20 protein-coding genes and 1 pseudogene are annotated in these 21,274 nt (G+C 73.4%); 10 read left to right on the top strand and 11 right to left on the bottom strand.

The features are described from left to right. Positions 1 to 15: 15 nt before the first annotated feature. Positions 16 to 243, top strand: coding sequence for a hypothetical protein (locus AB0F58_RS12095; RefSeq protein WP_357141722.1), 228 nt, complete (start codon positions 16 to 18; stop codon positions 241 to 243). A 61-nt stretch (positions 244 to 304) separates the two neighbouring features. Here AB0F58_RS12095 and AB0F58_RS12090 read toward each other — a convergent pair whose 3' ends face one another. Both AB0F58_RS12090 and AB0F58_RS12085 read right to left on the bottom strand, forming a co-directional pair. Then, complete coding sequence (locus tag AB0F58_RS12090) at positions 305 to 922, bottom strand: VTT domain-containing protein (RefSeq protein ID WP_357141720.1); 618 nt, start codon at positions 920 to 922, stop codon at positions 305 to 307. A 92-nt stretch (positions 923 to 1,014) separates the two neighbouring features. Further along, positions 1,015 to 1,710, bottom strand: a complete 696-nt coding sequence (locus tag AB0F58_RS12085; protein WP_357141717.1) for a 50S ribosomal protein L11 methyltransferase — start codon at positions 1,708 to 1,710, stop codon at positions 1,015 to 1,017. 160 nt (positions 1,711 to 1,870) lie between these two features. On the opposite strand from AB0F58_RS12085, the gene AB0F58_RS12080 reads away from it, so the two are divergent. Beyond that, complete coding sequence (locus AB0F58_RS12080; RefSeq protein ID WP_088983014.1) at positions 1,871 to 2,074, top strand: cold-shock protein; 204 nt, start codon at positions 1,871 to 1,873, stop codon at positions 2,072 to 2,074. A 49-nt stretch (positions 2,075 to 2,123) separates the two neighbouring features. On the opposite strand, the gene AB0F58_RS12075 is transcribed toward AB0F58_RS12080, so the two are convergent. Both AB0F58_RS12075 and AB0F58_RS12070 read right to left on the bottom strand, forming a co-directional pair. After that, the gene (locus AB0F58_RS12075; RefSeq protein ID WP_357141713.1) at positions 2,124 to 3,746 is read right to left on the bottom strand and encodes a CocE/NonD family hydrolase; all 1,623 of its coding nucleotides are present in this window, start codon (positions 3,744 to 3,746) and stop codon (positions 2,124 to 2,126) included. After that, entirely contained in the window at positions 3,747 to 4,262 is a 516-nt protein-coding gene (locus AB0F58_RS12070; protein WP_357141876.1) for a MarR family transcriptional regulator, read from the bottom strand. Between the two features lie 139 nt (positions 4,263 to 4,401). Between AB0F58_RS12070 and AB0F58_RS12065 the strand changes: the two genes are divergently transcribed. Then, the gene (locus AB0F58_RS12065) at positions 4,402 to 6,525 is read left to right on the top strand and encodes an efflux RND transporter permease subunit (RefSeq protein WP_357141711.1); all 2,124 of its coding nucleotides are present in this window, start codon (positions 4,402 to 4,404) and stop codon (positions 6,523 to 6,525) included. A gap of 55 nt (positions 6,526 to 6,580) precedes the next feature. Here the strand turns inward: AB0F58_RS12065 and AB0F58_RS12060 are convergent, their stop codons facing one another. From AB0F58_RS12060 to AB0F58_RS12050, 3 genes and pseudogenes are all read right to left on the bottom strand, one after another. Then, complete coding sequence (locus AB0F58_RS12060; RefSeq protein ID WP_357141708.1) at positions 6,581 to 8,056, bottom strand: alkaline phosphatase PhoX; 1,476 nt, start codon at positions 8,054 to 8,056, stop codon at positions 6,581 to 6,583. Positions 8,057 to 8,176: 120 nt separating this feature from the next. Continuing rightward, complete coding sequence (locus AB0F58_RS12055) at positions 8,177 to 9,052, bottom strand: transglycosylase SLT domain-containing protein (protein WP_357141705.1); 876 nt, start codon at positions 9,050 to 9,052, stop codon at positions 8,177 to 8,179. A gap of 215 nt (positions 9,053 to 9,267) precedes the next feature. Continuing rightward, positions 9,268 to 10,608 (bottom strand): annotated as a pseudogene (locus AB0F58_RS12050) (DedA family protein); the annotation flags it as partial. Positions 10,609 to 10,741: 133 nt separating this feature from the next. On the opposite strand from AB0F58_RS12050, the gene typA reads away from it, so the two are divergent. From typA to AB0F58_RS12035, 3 genes are all read left to right on the top strand, one after another. Next, on the top strand, positions 10,742 to 12,610 hold the full coding sequence (gene typA, locus AB0F58_RS12045; protein WP_357141702.1) for a translational GTPase TypA: 1,869 nt from the start codon (positions 10,742 to 10,744) through the stop codon (positions 12,608 to 12,610). Between the two features lie 63 nt (positions 12,611 to 12,673). After that, positions 12,674 to 13,519, top strand: a complete 846-nt coding sequence (locus AB0F58_RS12040) for a serine hydrolase (RefSeq protein WP_357141700.1) — start codon at positions 12,674 to 12,676, stop codon at positions 13,517 to 13,519. A gap of 60 nt (positions 13,520 to 13,579) precedes the next feature. Further along, entirely contained in the window at positions 13,580 to 14,257 is a 678-nt protein-coding gene (locus tag AB0F58_RS12035) for a lysoplasmalogenase (protein WP_357141697.1), read from the top strand. Here the strand turns inward: AB0F58_RS12035 and AB0F58_RS12030 are convergent. Continuing rightward, complete coding sequence (locus tag AB0F58_RS12030) at positions 14,226 to 15,023, bottom strand: tyrosine-protein phosphatase (RefSeq protein WP_357141694.1); 798 nt, start codon at positions 15,021 to 15,023, stop codon at positions 14,226 to 14,228. The two genes, AB0F58_RS12035 and AB0F58_RS12030, sit on opposite strands and share 32 nt — an antisense overlap. A gap of 41 nt (positions 15,024 to 15,064) precedes the next feature. Between AB0F58_RS12030 and AB0F58_RS12025 the strand changes: the two genes are divergently transcribed. Then, the gene (locus tag AB0F58_RS12025) at positions 15,065 to 16,162 is read left to right on the top strand and encodes a dipeptide epimerase (protein ID WP_357141691.1); all 1,098 of its coding nucleotides are present in this window, start codon (positions 15,065 to 15,067) and stop codon (positions 16,160 to 16,162) included. A 59-nt stretch (positions 16,163 to 16,221) separates the two neighbouring features. After that, positions 16,222 to 17,145 carry a C40 family peptidase gene (locus AB0F58_RS12020; protein ID WP_357141689.1) on the top strand — a complete coding sequence of 308 codons (924 nt, stop codon included), beginning with the start codon at positions 16,222 to 16,224 and terminating at the stop codon, positions 17,143 to 17,145. A gap of 120 nt (positions 17,146 to 17,265) precedes the next feature. Here AB0F58_RS12020 and AB0F58_RS12015 read toward each other — a convergent pair whose 3' ends face one another. Continuing rightward, on the bottom strand, positions 17,266 to 18,264 hold the full coding sequence (locus AB0F58_RS12015; RefSeq protein WP_357141686.1) for a TerC family protein: 999 nt from the start codon (positions 18,262 to 18,264) through the stop codon (positions 17,266 to 17,268). 485 nt (positions 18,265 to 18,749) lie between these two features. On the opposite strand from AB0F58_RS12015, the gene AB0F58_RS12010 reads away from it, so the two are divergent. Together AB0F58_RS12010 and AB0F58_RS12005 are read left to right on the top strand one after the other, a co-directional pair. Continuing rightward, positions 18,750 to 19,043: an antibiotic biosynthesis monooxygenase family protein gene (locus tag AB0F58_RS12010; protein WP_357141683.1), complete on the top strand. Its 294-nt coding sequence runs from the start codon at positions 18,750 to 18,752 to the stop codon at positions 19,041 to 19,043. A gap of 111 nt (positions 19,044 to 19,154) precedes the next feature. After that, the gene (locus AB0F58_RS12005; RefSeq protein WP_357141681.1) at positions 19,155 to 19,916 is read left to right on the top strand and encodes an SDR family oxidoreductase; all 762 of its coding nucleotides are present in this window, start codon (positions 19,155 to 19,157) and stop codon (positions 19,914 to 19,916) included. 23 nt (positions 19,917 to 19,939) lie between these two features. Here AB0F58_RS12005 and AB0F58_RS12000 read toward each other — a convergent pair whose 3' ends face one another. Beyond that, entirely contained in the window at positions 19,940 to 20,806 is an 867-nt protein-coding gene (locus AB0F58_RS12000) for a helix-turn-helix transcriptional regulator (protein ID WP_357141678.1), read from the bottom strand. Between the two features lie 92 nt (positions 20,807 to 20,898). Beyond that, entirely contained in the window at positions 20,899 to 21,267 is a 369-nt protein-coding gene (locus tag AB0F58_RS11995; RefSeq protein WP_357141675.1) for a VOC family protein, read from the bottom strand. Between the last annotated feature and the right edge of the window lie 7 nt (positions 21,268 to 21,274).

Here is a 21,274-nt window from a genome sequence, read left to right as displayed (position 1 = left end):
CAGCGAGGACCGACCATGACCGAACCGCTGCTGCCCGACCCGCCGCCGCTGCGCTGCCGCCGCTGCCGGCACCCGGTGACCAGGGGACGCCTCTACGACGGCTACGGCGAGGCGTGCGCCCGGCACCTCGGCCTTCTCCCGCCGTACATCCCCCGGCCCCGGTCGGAACAGCCCGACGGGCCGACCCTGCTCGACCTGCTCGACGCCCCCGACGACCGGACGGACGACGGCGGCGAGGAGTGACGTCCCGCGTGCCGGCGGGGGCGTGCCGGACCACCTCCACCCCCGACCGGGGTGGGGCCTTTCAGGACGCCGGGACGACGGCGGCGGCGCGCAGCCGACGGCGGCTGGCCAGCAGCACCACCATTCCGAAGATCATCCCGAACGCCAGGGTGCCCCAGGCGGCGGAGTCTCCCGGCAGCAGGCCGCCCAGCGACCGGGCCAGCGAGCCCAGCACGACGTAGAGCCCCGCCCAGAGCACCGCGCCCGAGGCGGCGCAGGCCACGAAGCGCCGGTACGGCATCCGCAGCCCGCCGGCCGCGAGCGGCAGCAGCGCGTTGAACACCGGCAGGAAGGGGGCGACCAGCACCATCCGCCCGCCGCCCCGGTGCAGGATCCCCTCGGCGGCGGCCCAGCGGTCCTCCCCGATCCAGCCTCCGACGCGGCTGGCCCGCAGCCGCCCACCGTAGTGGCGGCCGACCAGGAAGCTCGCCGACCAGCCGGCCAGGCAGCCTCCGACGACCGCGGCGAAGGAGGCGAACGTCGCAGCGGGCTGGCCCACCCCGACCGCCGCCAGCACCGCCACGTCGCCGGGGACGAGCACGCCGAGCAGCGGGATGGCGTCGAAGAGCATGACCATCCCGAGCACCCCCATCAGCAGCAGGGTGGGGAGCTCTCCGATCTGGGTCAACCAGTCCGTCATGCCGTCGAGGCTATGCCGGGGCCACCACCGCGCACATGGGGCTTCGGCCCCGGATTTTCCCTGAGAACGACCCGGAGCCCCGGACCCGGGTGTCAGCCGCGACGGCGGCGCGGGCGCATGATCCGTACCTGGCGTACCGGCGACTCGACGGCGGGTTCGGTGCTGGGCACCCGGTAGACGGCGACCGCCTCCAGCCGTTCCTCCGGCAGGTAGCCCCGTCCCGGATCCCCGACCAGCACGTCCACGCCACGGCCGGCGACCCGTTCCAGGAAGGGCAGTACCCGCTCGGCCATCGGCCGGTCGTAGAAGACGTCCCCGGCCAGCAGCAGGTCGACGTCGCCGCCGTCGGTGTCGAGCAGGTCGGCGGTGGTGGCGTCCACGGTCACCCGGTTGACGTGCGCGTTGAGGCCCACGGCGGCCACCGCGTACGGGTCGATGTCGCTGGCCCGGACCCGCACCGCTCCGGTCAGGGCGGCGGCGATGGCCACCAGACCCGAGCCGGTGGCCAGGTCGAGCACCCGACGGCCGGCCGCGACCCGGGGATGGTCCAGGAGGTAGCGGGCCAGTGCCTGGCCGCCCGCCCAGGCCGAGGCCCAGTAGGGGGCGGGCAGCCGCTGCCCGGCGTTCGCCTCCATCCGGGCCCACCAGAGGATGGCGTCCTCGGCGACGTGCAGCCGCACCTCGGGCACCAGCGGGGTCGGCAGCAGTCGCAGCCGGTCGGGACCGCCGCCGGGCACACGAATCTCCCGCCGCAACGCGGCGGCCGCGTCCCGCGTGGCACCGTCCATCCCGGCAAGCATGCCGTCATCGGCGCGACGACGGGACGCTTTCGCATCCCGACACGGCACTTCGGCCAGCGCAGGATCGCGCGGGCGGTTACTGTCGGGGTGGTACAGGGCGATCATCGGTCGAACGCCGGTGGTCTCCCATGGCAACAGGGAGAGATGCATGGCAACCGGCACGGTCAAGTGGTTCAACTCGGAAAAGGGTTTCGGCTTCATCGAGCAGGACGGCGGAGGGCCGGACGTCTTCGTCCACTACTCCGCCATCGCGACGAGTGGCTACCGTGAGTTGAACGAGGGACAGAAGGTCGAGTTCGAGGTGACCCAGGGTCAGAAGGGTCCGCAGGCGGACAACGTCCGCCCGCTGTAGACCGTGCCGGTGGCGGCGCACCCGTCCGGGGGCGCCGCCACCGCGTGCGTCACGGCACCGGCAGGTGCACCGCCGACGGGTGCGCCGGATCGTGCAGCACCTCCCGCCACCCGGCCCGCAGGGTGACTGCCGTGCCGAGCGGCTCCCCGGTGCCGGGGTTACGGGCGTAGCGGGGATGCGCGCCACCGCTGACCTGGACCCGTAGCCGGTGTCCGGGAGCGAAACGGTGCGCCACGGGCCAGAGCGGCACCGGCACCCGGACCGCGCCGGTCCCGTCGGCCGGGAAGCGGTCCGGCCAGAGCCGCACCAGTCCGTCACAGACGTTCCAGGACCGCCCGCGCGGATCCACGTCACAGAGCCGGACGAACACGTCCAGGTGCGCCAGTTCGCTGCGGACGTACACCTCGGCGTGCACCGGGCCGACGACCTCCAGCGGCGCGGCCAGCGGAGCACTGGTGAAGGTGAGCACGTCGGGACGGGCCTCGACCGGACGGTTGTCCACCGGTCCGGCCCGTTGGGCGACCAGCAACGGACCACCCAGCGACGGAGTCGGGTCGGCCGGGTCGTACCGGAACCGGTCGGGGCGGGACGGTCCCGGGGGCTCGGGTCGCAGCGCCGCCCCGGGGTGCAGGTGCCACCTGCTCCGCCCGCCCGGCGGCGGCCAGTCCGGCAGGTCCCGCCAGCCGCCACCGTCCCCACCGACGTGCACCCGTACCGGCGCGGTGCCGGCGGCGGGACGCCGGCCGGCGAGGTGGGTGTCCAGCCAGTCCAGCCCCTCCCGCAGCGCGGCGAGCAGCAGCCCGGGGCTGCCGTGGGTCCACGGGCCGACGGTCAGCCGGCGGGGGGTGCCGGCGGCCCGCAGGGCCGCGTGGTCGGCGAGCTGGGCGGGCAGGAAGATGTCGTGCCAGCCGCTGACCATCAGCACCGGGGCGCGCACCTCGGCGAGCCGGCCGTCGAAGACCCGGTCGTGCCAGTACGCCGCGTCGGGGGTGTGGTGGCGCAGCCATTCCTGGAAGAACGGGACGGTGATCCCGGTGGCGATCCGGTCCGCCTCGACCAACGGCAGGTGGGCCAGCGCGGCGGCGAGGCGGGGCTGGCCGCGTTTGAGTTCCCACTGCCGGGCCAGCCAGGGCACGGTCTGCGCCTGGAGCAGTTCCGCCCAGGTCAGCACGGTGTCCAGGGAGAACGACTCCCCCGCGTAGGTGGAGTCGCGGGTGGAGGAGGCGGTCACCACGGCGACCAGGGCGCGTAGCTCGTCGCCGGCCTCGGCGGCCAGCGCCCACTGCACGAAGCCCTGGTAGCTGGCGCCGAACATGCCGAACGCGCCGGTGTACCAGGGTTGCCGGCGCAACCAGTCGAGGGTGTCGAGACCGTCGGTGCGCTCGTGCACGAGGGGCTCGAAGGCACCGCCCGAGCCGTACGTGCCCCGGCAGGACTGGATCACCACGTGGTAGCCGTGGGCGGCGACGAGCCGGCCGAGCAGTCGCATCGGCCCGCCCCGCCCGTACGGAGTGCGGATCAGCACGGTGGGGGCGGTGGGCGGGTCCGGCGCGTAGTGGTCGGTGCGCAGAATCACACCGTCGCGCGCCCGCACCGGCAGGTCACGGGTCAGGGTGACCCGGGCGCGGGCGGGAGGCAGCCGCAGCAGGCCGGCGGCGAGCCGGGTGAGCATCTACTCCGCCCGGCGTCGGGGTGGGTCCGGACGGGCGGCGCGGACGTCGTCGCGGTGCTGCCGCAGCGAGGCGCTCATCCCCACCATGAACCGGTGCACGACCTCCAGCTCGGCGTCGGTGAAGTCGGCCATCACCGCGTCGGTCCGGGCACCGAGCGGCCGGAAGAACTCCAGCGCCACGGCGGCGCCCCGTTCGGCGTAGTGCAGCAGGATCTTGCGCCGGTCGGTGAGGTCGCGGTCACGGCGCAGGTGCCCGGCCCGTTCCAGCCGGTCCACCAGGGCGGTGACCGAGCCGGAGGAGAGGTTGAGCTGCTCGCCGAGGCGACCGGGGGTGATCGGGTCGCCGCGCAGCTCGGCGTCCATCACCGCGATCAGCGCCTGGAGGTCGGTGCCGCCGAGTCCGTGCAGGCCGGCGAAGGCGTGCGCGACGTGCTGGGCGTCCACGGCGTACCGCCGGAGGTCGTTGGTGATCTCGGCGACCAGGTGTTCGCGTCGGGTGTCACGCCGCCGGTACATGCCGTGCCCTGCCACGTTGCGTCGCTTCTCCCCTTGTCGTTGTCCCGGTTGCAGCATAACTCAGCAGTCGATAATCTCGGCTATCAAGATTCTTGACGCCTGAGAAGCTACCCCGTTCCATAGACCGTGAGGCATCCTGATGTCCGTCTTCACCCGCGTCGCCCGCAGCCGACTGGCCGCGTGGCTCACCGTGGCGGCCGCGATCGCGATCGCCGGGGCCGTCTTCGGCCTCCCGCGACCCGACAATCCCGCCCCCGTCTCCGCCACCGGACTGTCGGTGGAGTGGGAGTCCACGCAGGCCGAGCGTCTCCAGGAGCAGTTGCCGTCGCGCGACGTCCAGCCGGCGATCGTGGTGGTCAGCCGCGACGACGGCGGCCCGCTCACCGGCACGGACCGGGACCGGGTCACCGGGGTCACCGGCGACCTGGGCCGGTTCGCCGTCGGCAGCCGGATCCCGCCACCGCAGGTCTCCCCGGACGGCACGGTGGCCCTGCTCCTCGTACCGATGTCCACCGCCGACGGCCAGGAGGCCGTCGCCGAGCGCGTCGGCGACCTGCGGGACAGCCTCGGCGGACTCCCCGACCCGCTGCGGGCGGAGGTCACCGGTGCGCCCGCGTTCTCCGCCGACCTGAGCCAGGTCTTCGAGGGCGCGGACGTCACCCTGCTCGCCGTCACCGCCGGCGTGGTGGCGGTGCTGCTGTTCATCACCTACCGCAGCCCGTTCCTGTGGCTGGTGCCGCTGGCCGTGGTGGCCGCCACCGAACAGCTCACGCTGCGGGCCATCGAGACCATCGTCCCGGCGGTCGGCATCAACCTCCAGACCGGCGCGGTCACCGGCATCGCCAGCGTGCTGGTCTTCGGCGCCGCCACCAACTACGCCCTGCTGCTCATCGCCCGCTACCGGGAGGAACTGCGCCGGGAGGAGGACCGGTTCGCGGCGATGCGGGCCGCACTGCGCCGCACCGCCGAGCCGATCCTGGCCAGCGGCAGCACGGTGGTGCTCGGGGTGCTCACCCTGCTGCTGTCCGAGCAGGAGACCAACCGGGCGCTCGCCGTGGCCTGCGCCACCGGCGTGGTGTTCGCCATGCTCTCCGCGCTGCTCGTCCTTCCCGCCGCGCTGGTGATCTTCGGCCGGGGACTGTTCTGGCCGTTCGTGCCGCACGTCGGCGGCGAGGCCCGCGAGGGACGGCTCTGGGGTCGGCTGGGTGCGGGCGTGCTGCGCCGGCCGCTGCCGGTCACGGCGCTGGCCACCCTGCTACTCGCCGGCCTCGCCCTCGGTGGGCTCGGCATCCGCACCGGCCTGTCCGAGACCGAGCAGTTCCGGGTGCAGCCGGAGGCGGTCGCCGGGGCGAAGACCCTCGCCGAGGCCTTCCCGGCCGGCTCCACCCAGCCCGTCGCCGTCCTCACCTCCCCCGCCGCGGTGCGCGCGGTCACCGAGGTCGCCGCGGCCGTACCGGGGGTCTCCTCCGCCCGCCCCGGTGACGCCGGGCAGGCCGTCGCCCAGGTCGACGTGGTGCTGGAGGCCGAACCCGGCACCGCCGCCTCCGACCGGGCCGTCCGGGCGCTGCGGGACGCGGTCGCCGCCGTGCCCGACTCCGCCCCGCCGGCCCTCGACGGCGTCGAGGAGTTCACCGGCGCGGTGGTCGGCGGCACCGTCGCCGCGACCTACGACTCCGACGAGGCCGACGGCCGGGACCTACGGCTCATCCTGCCGATCATCCTGCTGCTGGTCCTCGGGGTCCTGGTGGCCCTGCTACGCGGCCTGCTCGCACCCGTGCTGCTGGTGCTGACCGTGGTGGCGTCGTTCTTCGCCAGCCTCGGCGCGGCCTGGCTGATCTTCGACCACGTGCTCGACTTCCCGGCACTGGACAGCGGTGTCCTGCTGCTCGCGTTCGTGTTCCTGGTCGCCCTCGGGGTGGACTACAACATCTTCCTGGTCACCCGGGCCCGGGAGGACGCCCGCCGGGCCGGCACCCGGGACGGGATGCTCTCCGCCCTGCGGGTGACCGGCGGGGTCATCACCAGCGCCGGCGTGCTGCTCGCCGCGGTCTTCGCCGTCCTCGGCGTCCTGCCGCTGATCCTGCTCACCCAGATCGGCATCATCGTCTGCATCGGTGTCCTGCTCGACACCCTGCTGGTCCGCACGGTGCTGGTGCCGGCGCTGGCCTTCCTGCTCGGCGACCGGTTCTGGTGGCCGGGTCGGGTCCGCCCCGACCCCGCCGACGCTCCCGCGACGCGGGAGGCGGTGACCACCCGGGACTGACCCGGTGCCACCACCACGGCGGGTGGCCGGCGAACCGGCCACCCGCCGTGGCGTGTCAGACGCCGATCCGGGCCCAGTCCCCCCAGATGGCGAAGGTCATCCCCCGGCTGGCCTGGATGTTGACGAACAGGGTGTGCCCGTCCGGGCTGAACGTCGTCCCGGCGAACTCGTCGTTCGACCGGTCCGCCCCGGTGCTGCTGGTCAGCCGGTTTAGCGCGATGTCGAACAGCTCCCCGCGCGGGGTCAGCCCCCGGATGAAGTTGTCCGACGTGTTGTCCTCGCAGACCACCAGCGTGCCGCGCGGACTGGTGGTGACGTTGTCCGGGAAGTCCAGCACGTCCGGGCCCGGCGACTCGTACACCAGGCGCAGCAGCTGCGTCCGGCAGTCGTACGCCCACACCTGGCCGTGCCCGTTGCCGTAGCCGTCGCCGACCGGTCCGACCGAGGTCTCCGCCGGGCCACCGCCCTGGGTCGCGGTGAAGTAGACGATCCCGTCGTCGTACACCGCCCCCTCCAGCCGGGAGAAGTACGCCGCGCCCTGCGCCCAGCCCTGCCGCGCCACGTGGGTCAGCGCGGTGTCGTTGCTGGTCGGCGCGGGCTGCCCCGGCGTGTACGGGAACGACGGCGCCGGATCGTCGATGTCGACCCACTCCACCCGGTAGGTCGCGTGCCGCCGCTGCGCGGCGGCCAGGTTCCGGTTGGGTCGCCCGCGCACCGCCAGCATCTGCAACCGGCCCCCGTCGGCCAGCCGGCCGATCCGCATCGGGTCCTTCGGCGGGGTGTACCGGTAGAAGCCGGAGGCGTAGCCGAAGTTGTCCTCGGTCAGGTAGAGGTGCCCACCGCGCGGGTCGTACGCCACCGACTCGTGGCAGAACCGGCCGGCGGCGGTCACCGGCCGCCGGTCGCCGCGCCCGCCGGCGGGGACCTCGAAGACGAACCCGTGCCGCTTGGTCAGCGACACGTTCGGCGCGCCCGTGAAGTCGGGGCCGACGTCCGGGCCGTTGACCGTCTCCTCGCAGGTGATCCAGCTGCCCCACGGCATCTGCCCACCGGAGCAGTTCGTCATGGTGCCGTTCAGGCTGGTCCAGGAGCGGCGGACCTCCCCGAACCGGGTCACCTCGACGGTGGTGGTGCCGCCCGGTGCCATCGGGTCGTACGCCTCGGCGGGGTCACCGAAGGCCGGGACGGGGCCGGCGATCTCGTGGTTGCGGACCAGCCGCACGGTGCCACCCGGCCCCGGGAAGGCACCCATGCCGTCGTGCCGACCGGGCAGGACGGTGCCGTCGTCGAGGGTCACCGGGAACTCGGTGTCGTGGAAGGAGCGGTACCGGAACCCGTCGGGCAGCCAGAGACGCACCTTGCCGTCGCGCAGGTCGGGCACCGCCCCGAGGGTCGGCCGGGGGCGGGGACGGCGGCCGGCCGCCCCGGCGGCGTCACGGGCCGCGAAACCGAGGAACGGACCACCGAGGACCGCGCCGCCGGCCACCGCGGCCGCGCCACGCAGCAGGCCACGCCGGTTCACGTCGGACATGAGGGGACTCCTTCGTCGCCGGGCCGGCCACGGACGTGACCGCCACCGTGATCCTCGTCATGCCGATCGATGTTGGCAACCTTCCGGACACCCGGGGTTCACCGGATGTTCACCCGGATCTCAGTAGTCCAGGCAGACGCACTCGGTCATCAGCGCCCGCACGTTGCGCACGTACCCCGGGTTGGGCACGGCCAGCGGCTCACCCTCCCGGGCGACCGCGTGGTGCCCGTAGTTGTACGCCGCGATCACGGCGTTGAGCAGGCAGGAGGTCAGCTCGGCGGTGCACAGGCCGGCGTCGAGGCGGTAGTCGGCGTCGAAGTACATGTCACCGATGTACTTGGTCAGCCAGGCCAGGTACGTGCCGCCCAGGTAGGCGTTGTCCCGGTGGTCGCGCACGTCGTACGACTGGCCGAAGCGCTGGTTCATCCAGTCCGCGGTGCCCGGCATGACCTGCATCAGCCCGATCCCGCCGTCACACGCGACGATGTTCGACTGCCAGCCGCTCTCCTGCCAGGCGGTCGCCTTCACCAGGTTCAGCGGGATCCGGATGTCCGGCGCCGACGTCGGCCAGTACGTACGCGCCGCCGCGTCGGCCAGCGCCGACCGCACCTGGGCACGGCTGGCCTGGGTGCCCGAGTAGGACGGTTGGCATCCGCTCGGGGCCGGCTTCGGCGGCGGTGGCGGCACCTTCGTCTCGGTCGGCGGCTTCGGCGTGGCCCGTGGCCCGGCGGTGCGCCTCGCGGTGGGTTTCGGAGTCGGTGACGGGGCGCCGGAGCGGCTCGGGGTGGCCGACGGGCCCCGCCCCATCGACTCGACCACCGAGGGCGACGCCGCCGGCGTGGCCGACTCCATGAGGGGCAGGTCCACCGGCGCACCGACGGCACCGGCGGCCGGATCGGCGCCCGCGTCCCGCTGGCCACCGCAGCCAACCAGCGGGGCGGTCAGGAGCACCCCGGCGAGCACCGCCGCACCGATCCGACCTGTGAGCACGCGCATGCCCCACCCCTCCCCCGTGTCGAGGCCGCACCCTAGCAAGGATCAGGTCGCCCGGAGGCCCCGTACGCCAGCGGCCCGGGGTCGTCCCCGCCGGCCGGTGGCGGTGCGACGGCGTGCTCGTCACCGGGTGGCGCGTCCACGGCGCCGTGCTCGTCACCGGATGGCGCTTCTGCGGCGCCGTCCACCTCGGCCGGTTCGGGTGGACGGGGGCCGGGCAGCGCCTCGGCGCGCTGGGCGCGGTCGTGGGTGGCCCAGGCGACCACGAACACCACCGTCCAGAGCACCCCCAGCAGCGCCGAGCTGACCGCCCCGCTGGCCGAACTCAACCCCAGGTAGAGCCGGGCCAGAGCGATGCCGGCGATACCGACCGCCGCCCCCGTCCACCAGGCCACCGCCACCGGCCAGCGGGCGCCCCGCGCGAGCAGCCAGGCCAGGGTGCAGAACCCCGCCGAGACCACCGCGATCTGGGTCGGGAACAGCAACGCCTCCGCCGGTGCGGTGAGATCGGCCACCACCGCCACCACCACCGGCGGCACGAACGCCCCCACCGTCCCGAGCAGACCGAGCAGGTCGGCCCGGTAGGTCCGCCGCCGCCAGGCCAGCACCCCGGCGACCAGGGCCACCACCACGATCAGCACCGGCCCCCGGAACGCCGACACCACGGTGAGGGTGACGTCCACCGCCCCCGGGGTGCGACGGGACGCGAACCACTGCGCGATCGCCGTGTCCACCGAGGCCAGACCGCTGTGCCGGACCACCGCGCCGAGCAGCCAGGCGATCGCCAGCCCGGCGCCGAACAGCAGCGCCAACCCCGCCGTCACGTTCAGCAGCAGCGCCCAGGTGGCGCCGATCCGGGTGCCGAGCAGGAACAGCAGGATGCCGTAGCGGCGGGTCACCCAGCTCAGCGGCGGCACCGCCAACGCCCGGTCGAACAGCGCCCGCGCCGGGTCCGGGTTACGACCCAGCCACCGCCCGGCCAGCACGATCGCCAGCACGCAGGCGGCCAGCACCAGCACCGCCCCGGTGGCCCGCCCCAGGTACGCCGAGACCGTCTCGTACGACTCGCCGGCCAGGTAGCCGACCAGCACCGAGGCACCCACCCAGGTGACCACACCACCGACGTTCCACGGCAGGAACCGGCGGTACGGCAGCCCCGCCGCCCCGGCCAACCGGGGCACCAGGGTGCGGGCGAACGCCACCCACCGCGCCGCGAACACCCCCCGACCGCCCAGCCGTGCCAGCATCGCGTCGGCGCGCCCCCACCGCTGCGGCCCCACCCGGGCCCCCCACCGGGATGCGCGCAGCCGGGGACCGTACCGGCGGCCCGAGCGGTAGGCGAGGGTGTCCCCGAGCACCGCCGCAGCGATCATGATCAGCATCGCCGGGCCCAGACGCAGGGTGCCGGTGAAGGAGAGGAACCCCACCAGCAGCAGCGTCGCCTCGCCCGGCGCGACCAGACCGACGAGCAGCGCCGTCTCCGCCGCGACGATCGACGCCGCGACCAGGTAGATCAGCTCGACCGGCAGGTGTTCCAGCTGGTTCACCAGATCGTGCACACAAGCCCCCGACACACGTCGGTCAGCATGCCAGCACCGGCACCCTGTGTGACAGGAGTTTCACCGGAGATCCGGGGCCGCTCAGGGTGACCCCGACGCCACCGGCGATCCCGGCGGACGGGAGGATGCAGGGATGCAGCTTCGCACCGACCTCCGCAACGTCGCCATCATCGCCCACGTCGACCACGGCAAGACCACGCTGGTCGACGCCATGTTGCGGCAGGCCGGCGCCTACGGCGCCCGCGGCGAGACGACCGAGCGGGTGATGGACTCGATGGACCTGGAACGGGAGAAGGGCATCACCATCCTCGCCAAGAACACCGGCGTGCGGTATCTCCCGGCGGACGGCTCCGACCCGGTCACCATCAACATCATCGACACCCCCGGCCACGCCGACTTCGGCGGCGAGGTGGAACGCGGACTCACCATGGTCGACGGGGTGATCCTGCTCGTCGACGCCAGCGAGGGCCCGCTGCCGCAGACCCGCTTCGTGCTGCGCAAGGCACTGAAGGCCCGGCTGCCCATCATCCTGGTGATCAACAAGGTGGACCGTCCGGACGCCCGGATCAAGGACGTCGTGGACGACACCTACGAACTCTTCCTCGACCTCGACGCCGACGAGGAGCAGATCGACTTCCCGATCATCTACGCCTGCGCCCGCGACGGCATCGCCTCGCTGACCCAGCCGGCCGACGGTGCCGTCCCCGACGACAGCAACAGCCTCGAACCGCTGTTCCGTACCCTGCTCGACACCATCCCGCCGCCCACCTTCGACGAGGGCGCCCCGCTGCAGGCGCACGTCACCAACCTCGACGCCTCCCCGTTCCTCGGCCGTCTCGCGCTCTGCCGGGTCCGGCAGGGCACCATCGGCAAGGGCCAGACCGTCTCCTGGTGCCGCACCGACGGCACCATCGCCAAGGTCCGCATCTCCGAGCTGCTGATGACCGAGGGCCTGGAGCGCAAGTCCGCCGACAGCGCCGGGCCGGGCGACATCATCGCGGTCGCCGGCATCCCCGAGATCATGATCGGCGAGACCCTCGCCGACGCCGAGGACCCCCGCCCGCTGCCGCTGATCACCGTGGACGAGCCGGCGATCTCCATGACCATCGGCACCAACACCTCTCCGCTGGTCGGCCGGGTCAAGGGTGCCAAGGTCACCGCCCGGATGGTCAAGGACCGCCTCGACAAGGAACTCGTCGGCAACGTGTCGCTGCGGGTGCTGCCCACCGAGCGCCCCGACGCGTGGGAGGTGCAGGGCCGTGGCGAACTCGCCCTGGCCATCCTGGTCGAGCAGATGCGCCGGGAGAACCACGAACTTACCGTCGGCAAGCCGCAGGTGGTCACCCGGGAGATCGACGGGAAGACCTGCGAGCCGGTCGAACGGCTCACCATCGACGCGCCCGACGACTACCTCGGCGCGATCACCCAGCTCCTGGCCACCCGCAAGGGCCGGATGGAACAACTGGTCAACCACGGCACCGGCTGGATCCGGATGGAGTGGCTCGTCCCCGCCCGGGGCCTGATCGGCTTCCGCACCGAGTTCCTCACCGAGACCCGCGGCACCGGCATCCTGCACCACGTCTTCGAGTCCTACGAGCCCTGGTTCGGCGAGCTGCGCACCCGCAACAACGGCTCCCTCGTCGCCGACCGCTCCGGCTCGGTCACCGCGTTCGCGATGACCAACCTCCAGGAGCGCGGCCAGCTCTTCGTCGAGCCGGGCACCGAGGTGTACGAGGGCATGATCGTCGGAGAGAACTCCCGCTCCGACGACATGGACGTCAACATCACCAAGGAGAAGAAGCTCACCAACATGCGCTCGTCGACCGCCGACGAGACCGAGAAGCTCATCCCGCCGCGCAAGCTCTCCCTCGAACAGGCCCTCGAGTTCTGCCGCGAGGACGAGTGCGTCGAGGTGACCCCGGTGGCCGTACGCATCCGCAAGGTCGTCCTCGACCAGACCCAGCGTGCCCGCGCCACCGCACGCCGCAAGCACGCCGGCTGAACCACCGGGCGCGGGGGCCGCACCGGCCCCCGCGCCCATCGGCGATCAGCTACGGTCACCGCCATGACCTGGGACGACCTCGACGCCCGCCTGGCCGACGTACCCGGCACCGTCTCGGTGCACGCCGGCCGCCTCGACGCCGCCCCCACCTGGACCCGCGCCGAACACACCCCCCACTACGCGGCCAGCACCATGAAGGTCGCCGTCCTCGCCGCCCTCCACCGGGCCGCCGAGGCCGGCACCCTCGACCCGGACGCGCCGGTGCCGGTGCACAACGACTTCCCGTCCACCCACCCCGACCGGCCGCGGTTCTCCCTCACCCCCCACTACGACAACGACGACGTCGTCTGGGACCGCCTCGACCGGACCGCCACGCCACGCTGGCTCGCCGAACGCATGATCGTCCGGTCCAGCAACCTCGCCACCAACATCCTCCTCGGCCACGTCGGTTTCCCCGCCGTCGCCGAGGTCTGGGCCCTGGTCGGGGCCCGGCACAGCGTCACCGGGCGGGGCATCGAGGACGCCGCCGCCCGCGACGCCGGCATCACCAACCTGGTCACCGCCGCCGACCTCGCCGCCCTGTTCGGCGCGCTCGCCGTCGGGGCCACCCGCCCCGGCCCGCTCGCCGGCCCGGCCAGCTGTGCCGCCATGCTCGACGTGCTCCGCGCCCAGCAGTTCCGCGAGGACCTCCCCGCCGGACTCCCCGCCGGGGTGCCGATCGCCCACAAGAACGGCTGGGTCACCGGTGTCCGGCACGGCGTCGGCGTGGTCCTCCCCCGGGACGCGCCCCCGTACGTGCTCGCCGTCTGCGCCACCACCGACCTCACCGACGCCGACGCGTGCCTGCTGCTCGCCGACATCTCCGCCCGGGTCTGGGCCGCCCGCCACGACCTGCGCCCCGCCCCCTGACCGGAGGCCGGCGACGGATCCGCCCCACCCCCCGCTCCCCCACCCCCACCAGGAGCCCTGATGCGCCACCACCGTCTGCCGCTGCTCGTCTTCGCCGTCCTGACGGCGGCGAACCTCGTCGCCGTCGCCGCCGACCACCGCATCGGCGTGCTGCTCACCAAACCGCTGCTGATCCCGGCACTCGCCGCGTACCTCTCGCGGGTCGCCGCCGCCCACGGCCGGCGACCGGACCGGCTGGTCCTCGCCGCCCTCGCCCTCTCCACCGGCGGGGACATCGCCCTCCTGATCGACAGCACCCCCGCGTTCCTCGTCGGCATGGCGCTCTTCCTCGGCGCCCACCTGTGCTACATCACCGTGTTCACCCGCCACGGCGCCGCCCGGAAACTGCTCCGCCCGCCGCTGGTCGCCGTCGCCATCGGGTACGCCGTCGCCACCACCGCCGCGCTGGCCTGGATGTGGCCCGGCCTCACCGACGCCGGACTGGCCCTGCCCATCGCCGGCTACGCCGTCGCGCTGGCCACCATGGCCACCACCGCCGCCGGGCACGGCCCCCGCGTCGCCCTCGGCGGCGGGCTCTTCCTCCTGTCCGACCTGATCATCGCCACCGGCCTGGCCGACGTCGGCCAGCTGCCCGGCCACGGGGTGTGGGTGATGGGCACCTACTGCCTCGGTCAGGCGCTCATCGTCACCGGCCTCGTCGCCCGGCTCACTCCAGCAGGTTCGCCCGCAGAGCGCTGACCAGCTCGTCGGTCACCCCCAGGCCGTCGCGCAGGTACGCCGTGAAGGACCCGTGCACCCGCGCCACCTCGTCGTAGGCGGCGTCCAGGTACTCCGCCCGCACCTCCAACACCGGCCGCACCGCGTCCGCGTCTAGCTCCGGCCGGCGCCGCCGCATCGCCTCCAGCAGCACCTCCCGCAGGCTCACCGTCAACTCGTTGTGCCACAGGTAGTCGGCGCGGATCGTCGCCTCGTCCACCCCCAGCACGGTCAACAGCACCGCCGCCAACCAGCCCGTCCGGTCCTTGCCCGCCGAACAGTGGAACACCAGGGGCAGGTTCGCCGGGTCGGCGGCCAGCCGCAGCGCCGTGGCGAACCCGCGCCGCGCCGACTCCCCCGTCACGAACCACCGGTAGATCGCCGCCATCGCCGCCGGAGTGCCCTGCTCCGCCAGTCCCCCGTACGCCCGGAGGTCGTGCCCGAGCAGCAATGCCGAGACGTAGGTGAAGACCGGGTGTGCCGGGTCGTGCACCGGCAGGTGCACCACCCTCGGCTCACCGGGCAACCGGTCCGGCGGAGCCTCCGCGATCTCGGCGGCGTACCGCAGGTCGACCACGCACGCCGGGGCGAGCTTCGTCAGCACCGGCAGGTCCTCGTCGGCCAGCCGCCCCAGCGCCGGGGTACGGAGCAGCAGCCCCGCCCGCACCCGCCGCCCGTCCGCGCCGACCAGACCACCCAGGTCACGCGCGTTCGGCGCGCCCACCAGTTCCCAGTCCCGCACCCTCATCCGGCCTCCCCTGCCCGCGTCGGTCTGTATAGGGTGCCGGAATGACGATCGCCGCGGTACGCACCCACCGGCTTTCCGCCCCCTTACACACCCCCTTCGTCACCGCGCTGCGCCGCACCACCACCGTCGAGACCCTCGTGGTGGAGATCGTCGACGACGAGGGTCGCTCCGGGTTCGGCGAGGCCCCGCAGGTCTGGCAGGTCACCGGCGCCTCCATCGACGGCTCCCGCGCCTGCGTCCACGAGATGCTCGGCCCGCTGGTCGCCGGACGCGACGCCGACGACCTCAACGCCCGCTGCGCGGAGGTCCAACGCGCCGTCGCCGGCAACGAGGCGGCCAAGGCCGCCGTCGACACCGCCCTGCACGACCTCGCCGCCCGCCGGCTCGGCGTACCCCTGGTGCGGCTGCTCGGCGGTACCAGCCGGCACGTGCCCACCGACGTCACCGTCTCCGCCGGGGACGCGGTCGACCTGGCCGCCACCGCCCGGCACCGCGCGGCCGACGGCTTCACCGTGCTGAAGCTCAAGGTGGGCACCGACGCCGCCGGCGACCTGGACCGGGTCCGCGCGGTCCGCGCGGCGGTGGGTCCCGGGGTACGGATCCGCCTCGACGCCAACCAGGGCTGGACCCCCCGTGAGGCGGTCCGGATCATCCGCGGCATCGAGGACGCCGGCCTCGACGTCGAACTGGTCGAGCAGCCCGTCGCCCACTGGGACCTGGACGGGCTGGCCTGGGTCAGCGACCGGGTGGACGTGCCGATCCTCGCCGACGAGTCGGTCTTCGGGCCGCGCGACCTGGTCGAGGTGATCCGCCGACGCGCCGCCGACCTGGTCAACGTCAAGCTCGCCAAGGCCGGCGGGCTGCGTCCGGCCCGTACCCTGCTCGACCTGGCCGCCGCGCACGGCATGGGCACGCTCGTCGGGTCGATGATGGAGAGCCAGATCGGCGTCGGCGCCGCCGCCAGCCTGGTCGCCGCCCACGGCACCACCGTCGTGTCCGACCTCGACGCCGCGTGGTGGCTGGCCTGGTCGCCGGTACGCGGTGGGATCCGGTACGACGGCCCCACCGTGGTGCTCCCGGACGCTCCCGGCCTCGGCGTGAAGGCCATCGATGAAGCAAAGATTCAGCAGCATGGTTGATGACCGTTGGAATCTTTCATAGGGTCACCGCAGACGCCCCCCGACGCCTGGGAGTGCACGTGGAACTGCGAGCCGGCCACCGGGCCGTCGTCCGGGTCGCCGTGGCGACCCTCTGGAGCTGCCCCGAAGCGGTCCGCCCGATCGACACCCCCGTCCTCGGGACCCCGGTCGACACCGTCGCCTGGATCACCGGGATGGACACCGACCAGCAGGTCGGCGACTGCGTCCTGAGCCAGCTCCTGCTCGGCGAGGAGGTGCTGGTCACCGAGGTCGGCCCACCCGGCTGGGTACGGGTCGTCGCCGTCGAACAGGCCGCCGCCGACCTCGACCCGCGCGGCTACCCCGGCTGGCTGCCCGCCGCTCAGCTCACCGCCGCCCCCGCCGCCGCGGCGGCCCCCACCGGCCCGCTGGTCGTCGACGCCACCGCCACCGCCCTGCACGCCACCCCGCACGGTGACGTCCGGATCCCCGGGGTCGTCCTCGGCACCCGGCTCGTCCCCACCGGGCCCGCCGTCGACGGCTGGCGACCGGTGCACGCCCCCGGCCACCCCGAGCCGCTCTGGCTCCCCGACCGGCACACCGTCGCCCTGCCGACCCGTCCCTGTGCCCCGGACGAGGCGCTCGCGGTCGCCGAGCGGCTCCGCGACGTCGTCTACGTCTGGGGCGGCACGTCCCCCGCCGGGATCGACTGCTCCGGCCTGGTCCACCTGGCCTGGCGACGGTTCGGGACGTGGCTGCCCCGCGACGCCGGGGAGCAGGCCGGTGCGACCACCCCGGTGGAACTCGGCACCGAACGCCCCGGCGACCTGTACTTCTTCGCCCGGCCCGGCCGGGGCATCCACCACGTCGGCATCGTCAGCGCCGTACCCGGGCCCGGCGACGACCGCCGGATGGTGCACGCCTGCTACCAGCGCCGCCGGGTGCTGGAGGAACGCCTCCCCGACGACCGCACCGCAACCCTGGTCGGCGTCCACCGCGTCTGAGCCCGCGCCCTGGGGCTGCCCCCACACCGCGCCCCACCGCCTCCCACCGCGCGGCGCCACGGACGGCGCCGCTCGGGGCGACCACCGGAGACGGCGGACGACCCGAGCGGCGCGGAACGGTCAGTGCTTGACGGCGAGCAGTTCGCGGCGGCGGTCCCGGGAGGACTTGACCAGGCTGGCGACCGTCGCCACGGCGAGGGTGCCGAGGATGACCGTCAGCGAGAGCCAGATCGGGATGTGCGGAGCCCAGCCGACGTGCTCGCCACCGTTGATGAACGGCACCTTGTTCTCGGCGAGCGCCTCGAGCACCAGCTTGACGCCGATGAAGCCGAGCACCACGGCCAGGCCGGTGCTCAGGTAGATCAGGCGGCTGAGCAGGCCACCGAGAAGGAAGTAGAGCTGCCGGAGCCCCATCAGCGCGAAGACGTTCGCGGTGAAGACCAGGTACGGCTCCTGGGTGATCCCGAAGATGGCCGGGATCGAGTCCAACGCGAAGATCAGGTCGGTGGTGCCGATCGCGATCATGACGATCAGCATCGGGGTGAAGAGTCGCCGACCGTGCATCCGCGTGGTCATCTTCGCGCCGTCGTAGCCCTGGGAGATCGGCAGCGCCCGCCGGCTCCACCGGATCAGCACGTTCTCGGTGAACTCGTCCTCGTCCGGCTCACCCTGGCGGGCCAGGTTGATCGCGGTGTAGATGAGGAACGCGCCGAAGATGTAGAAGACCCAGGTGAACTGCGAGATCAGCGCCGCACCGGCCGCGATGAAGGCACCGCGCATGAGCAGCGCCAGCACGATGCCGATCAACAGCACCTTCTGCTGGTACTGCCGGGGCACCGCGAACCGGGCCATGATGATCACGAAGACGAAGAGGTTGTCCACCGAGAGGCTGTACTCGGTGAGCCACCCGGTGTAGAACTCGCCCGCGACCTTGCCGCCGCCGAAGAACCACAGACCGACGCCGAAGAGCAGGGCCAGGCCGACGTAGAATCCCACCCAGAGGCTGGACTCGCGGACGCTGGGCTCATGGGGGCGACGGCCGATAACCAACAGGTCGAAGACCAGGATCGCGGTCAGCGCGATCAGGGTCACCGCCCAGACCAGTCCGGACACGTTCACAGCTTATCCTCCGGCAGGCACACAGCGACAGGCACACAGCAACCCCGTGCAACAGGGGCAGAACAGGGCTCGGTGTGCCGGTGACGCTGACCATGGTGACTGTCGGAGGTCTCTCCCGCCACCGCTCCGCGAACGGATCGGTGACCGACGGTGCCGGGTCGACCGTCGGAGACGTTCGACCGTGCTGACGACAGCGTCGCGGGGGATACTCCCCTCCTCGGCGGTCATTGTTCACCATCCACGCCTCCCGGCGCACACCCGAGACGGCGAATGCCGACCACGTCACGTTCCCTTGCCTGTCCCCGGTTCGTCACCCTCGGCCCTCGATGTCCGCGTTCCTGCTGCCCACCAGGGGTACTCCCGACGGGATGCGCACGGTGCGGGCCGGCACGTCGCGCAGGGTGTCCTAGGAGGCTAGTTATCTGAATGCCCTCCGGGTACCACCCCCACCCGGCGGCGACGACCGGCATGGCAGGCTGCGGGACATGGTGCTTGAGGTCGCTCTCATCGACGTACTGCCCGGACACGAGGACGCGTTCGCCGCCGCGTACGCCCAGGGTCACCCGGTTCTCGCCGGCACCCCCGGCTGCCGTTCGGTGCGGATGACCCGGGGGGTCGAGTCGCCGTCCCGGTTCGTGCTGCTCGTCGAGTGGGACTCCGTCGAGGCCCACGAACGCGAGTTCCGGGGCACCGAGCGGTTCGCGCGGTGGCGGGCCCTGATCGGGCCGCACTTCGCCGGTCCGCCCCGGGTGGAGCACTTCGTCGACGTACCGGCCTGACGACGCCGTCCGGCGCCGGGAGGTCCGTCCCGGCACCGGACGTGCGGCGCGGACCGGGGACGGCGGGAAACCGGGTCGCGTCCGGCCGGGGCCCGTGGTTGGCTGGCGGGCATGACCGATCGGGTGGCCCTGGTGACCGGGGTGAGCCGGGGCATCGGTATCGGCGCGGCGGTCGCCCGGGCCCTCGCGGCGACCGGTCACCGGCTCCTGCTCACCGGCCTGCCCCGCTACGACGACGCCCAACCGTACGGCGGCGACCCACAGGGCGTACCGACCCTCCTCACCGAACTGGGCGGGCTCGCCCGGCACGTCACCGCCGACCTGCTGGACCCGGCCGCACCGGCCGGGCTGGTGGCCGAGGCGGTCCGGCGGTACGGCCGGCTGGACACGGTGGTGGCGGTGCACGCCTACTCCACCCACACCCCGCTCGGGGCGCTGGACGCGGACGAGATCGACCGGCACCTGCTGGTCAACGTCCGGGCCACCCTGCTGCTGGCCGAGGCCTTCGCCGCCGCCTTCACCGGGGGCGACGGCGGTCGGTTGCTGTTCTTCTCCAGCGGGCAGCGGCTCGGTCCGATGCCGGGCGAACTGGCGTACGCGGTGAGCAAGGCCGCGGTGGAGAACCTGACCGTCCAGCTCGCGCCACTGCTGATGCCTCGCGGGATCACCGTCAACTGCGTCAACCCGGGCCCCACCGACACCGGCTACGCCCCGCCCGAGGTGCACGCCGCCGTGGCCGGTCGCTTCCCCGGCGGGCGCTGGGGCACCCCGGAGGACGCCGCGCGCCTGGTCACCTTCCTCTGCTCACCCGAGGCTCGCTGGCTCACCGGCCAGGTCATCGACTCGGAGGGCGGTTTTCACCGGTACGCCTGACCGCTCCCGGCCGGGCCACCGGCTCACTCCTCGGCGGCGTGCCGGGTGAGCAGCTCGATCGTGTCGGCGGCGGACCGGGCCGCGTCGAGCAGCCACCCGGCGAGCTGCTCGTAGCGGCGGACGTCCGGCTCGGTGGTCAGTCGCAGATCGGTGGTGAGCGCCTCCAGCACCACCGTGCGGGGATCGGCCGGATCCGGGAAGGCGTAGCAGGAGAACGGCGTCAGCGGGTGCACCACGCTCCCGGCGACCGGGACACCCGGGGGCAGGACCCGGATCGTCACGTTCGCCCGCCGGGCCGTCGCCACCAGGTGCCGCACCTGCTCCCGCCACACCGGACCGGGAACACCCGCCCCGCTGAGCACGGCCTCGTCGAGGACGGCGGTGTACCGGGGGGCGTCCGCCCGGTGCAGCACGTCCTGGCGGGCCGACCGGGCCCGGGTGTCCGCCTCCACGTCGATCTGCGGATCGAGGAGCCGGCCGGCGGCCACCCGTAGGCGCGCGTACGCCCGGGTCTGGAGCAGTCCCGGCACCACCGCGGGCTGGTACTCGAAGATGGTGGCCGCGCCCGCCTCCAGTTCGGCGTAGGTGCGTTGCCGGTCCCCCATCTCGCCGAGGGCCTTCCACCAGCTCCGGTTGGTCGCGGCGTCCCGGGCGATGACGATCAGCGCCTCCCGCTGCGCCACCGGGACCTCGTAGACGTCGAGCAGGTCGAAGACGTCGGCCAGGTCGGGACGACTCTGCCCCAGCTCGATGCGGGACAGTTTGGAGGTGGAGGCCCAGCCCAGCCGTTCGCAGACCTGCTCCAGGGTGAGCGTCGCCCGGCGGCGGAGCTGGCGCAGCTCCGCGCCCAGGCGCGCCCGGCGGATAACGGGACTCGTTGGCAGCGGCATCCGGCCTCCCACCGTCGGAGACTACGGGGCGTTACCACCCGAGGCAATACCTTGCTCACAGAGAGCAACAACGGGTGGTGGGGCCCGGCCGGTCAGGGCCGGTAGGTGCCGAAGGACCACACCGTGCCGGCGAGATCCCGCGCGGTGTACTCCCGCGAGCCGTAGTCGGTGTCGGACGGTTCCCGGACGATCTCCGCACCGGCTGAGCGGGCCCGGAGGCAGTGCGTGTCGACGTCGTCGACCGCGACGTACAGGGACCACTCGTCGTCCGCCGGTCGGGGTCGGGGGTGCCGTTGCGGGCCGACCATGACCAGGCCCGTACCGACCAGCAGTTCGGCGTGCGCGACCGTACCGTCGGGCGCGTCGTGCACCTGGTGGACGGTGGTGCCGAACGCCAGGCCGAGCCAGTCGATCGCGGCCCGGACGTCGGAGTAGGTGAGGATCGGGTAGACGTTTCGCATGAGTGAC

Origin of the sequence: Micromonospora sp. NPDC023956 (assembly GCF_040639195.1) — a bacterium.
Taxonomy (GTDB): Bacteria; Actinomycetota; Actinomycetes; order Mycobacteriales; family Micromonosporaceae; genus Micromonospora.
This window is presented reverse-complemented; position numbering and strand designations above follow the sequence as displayed.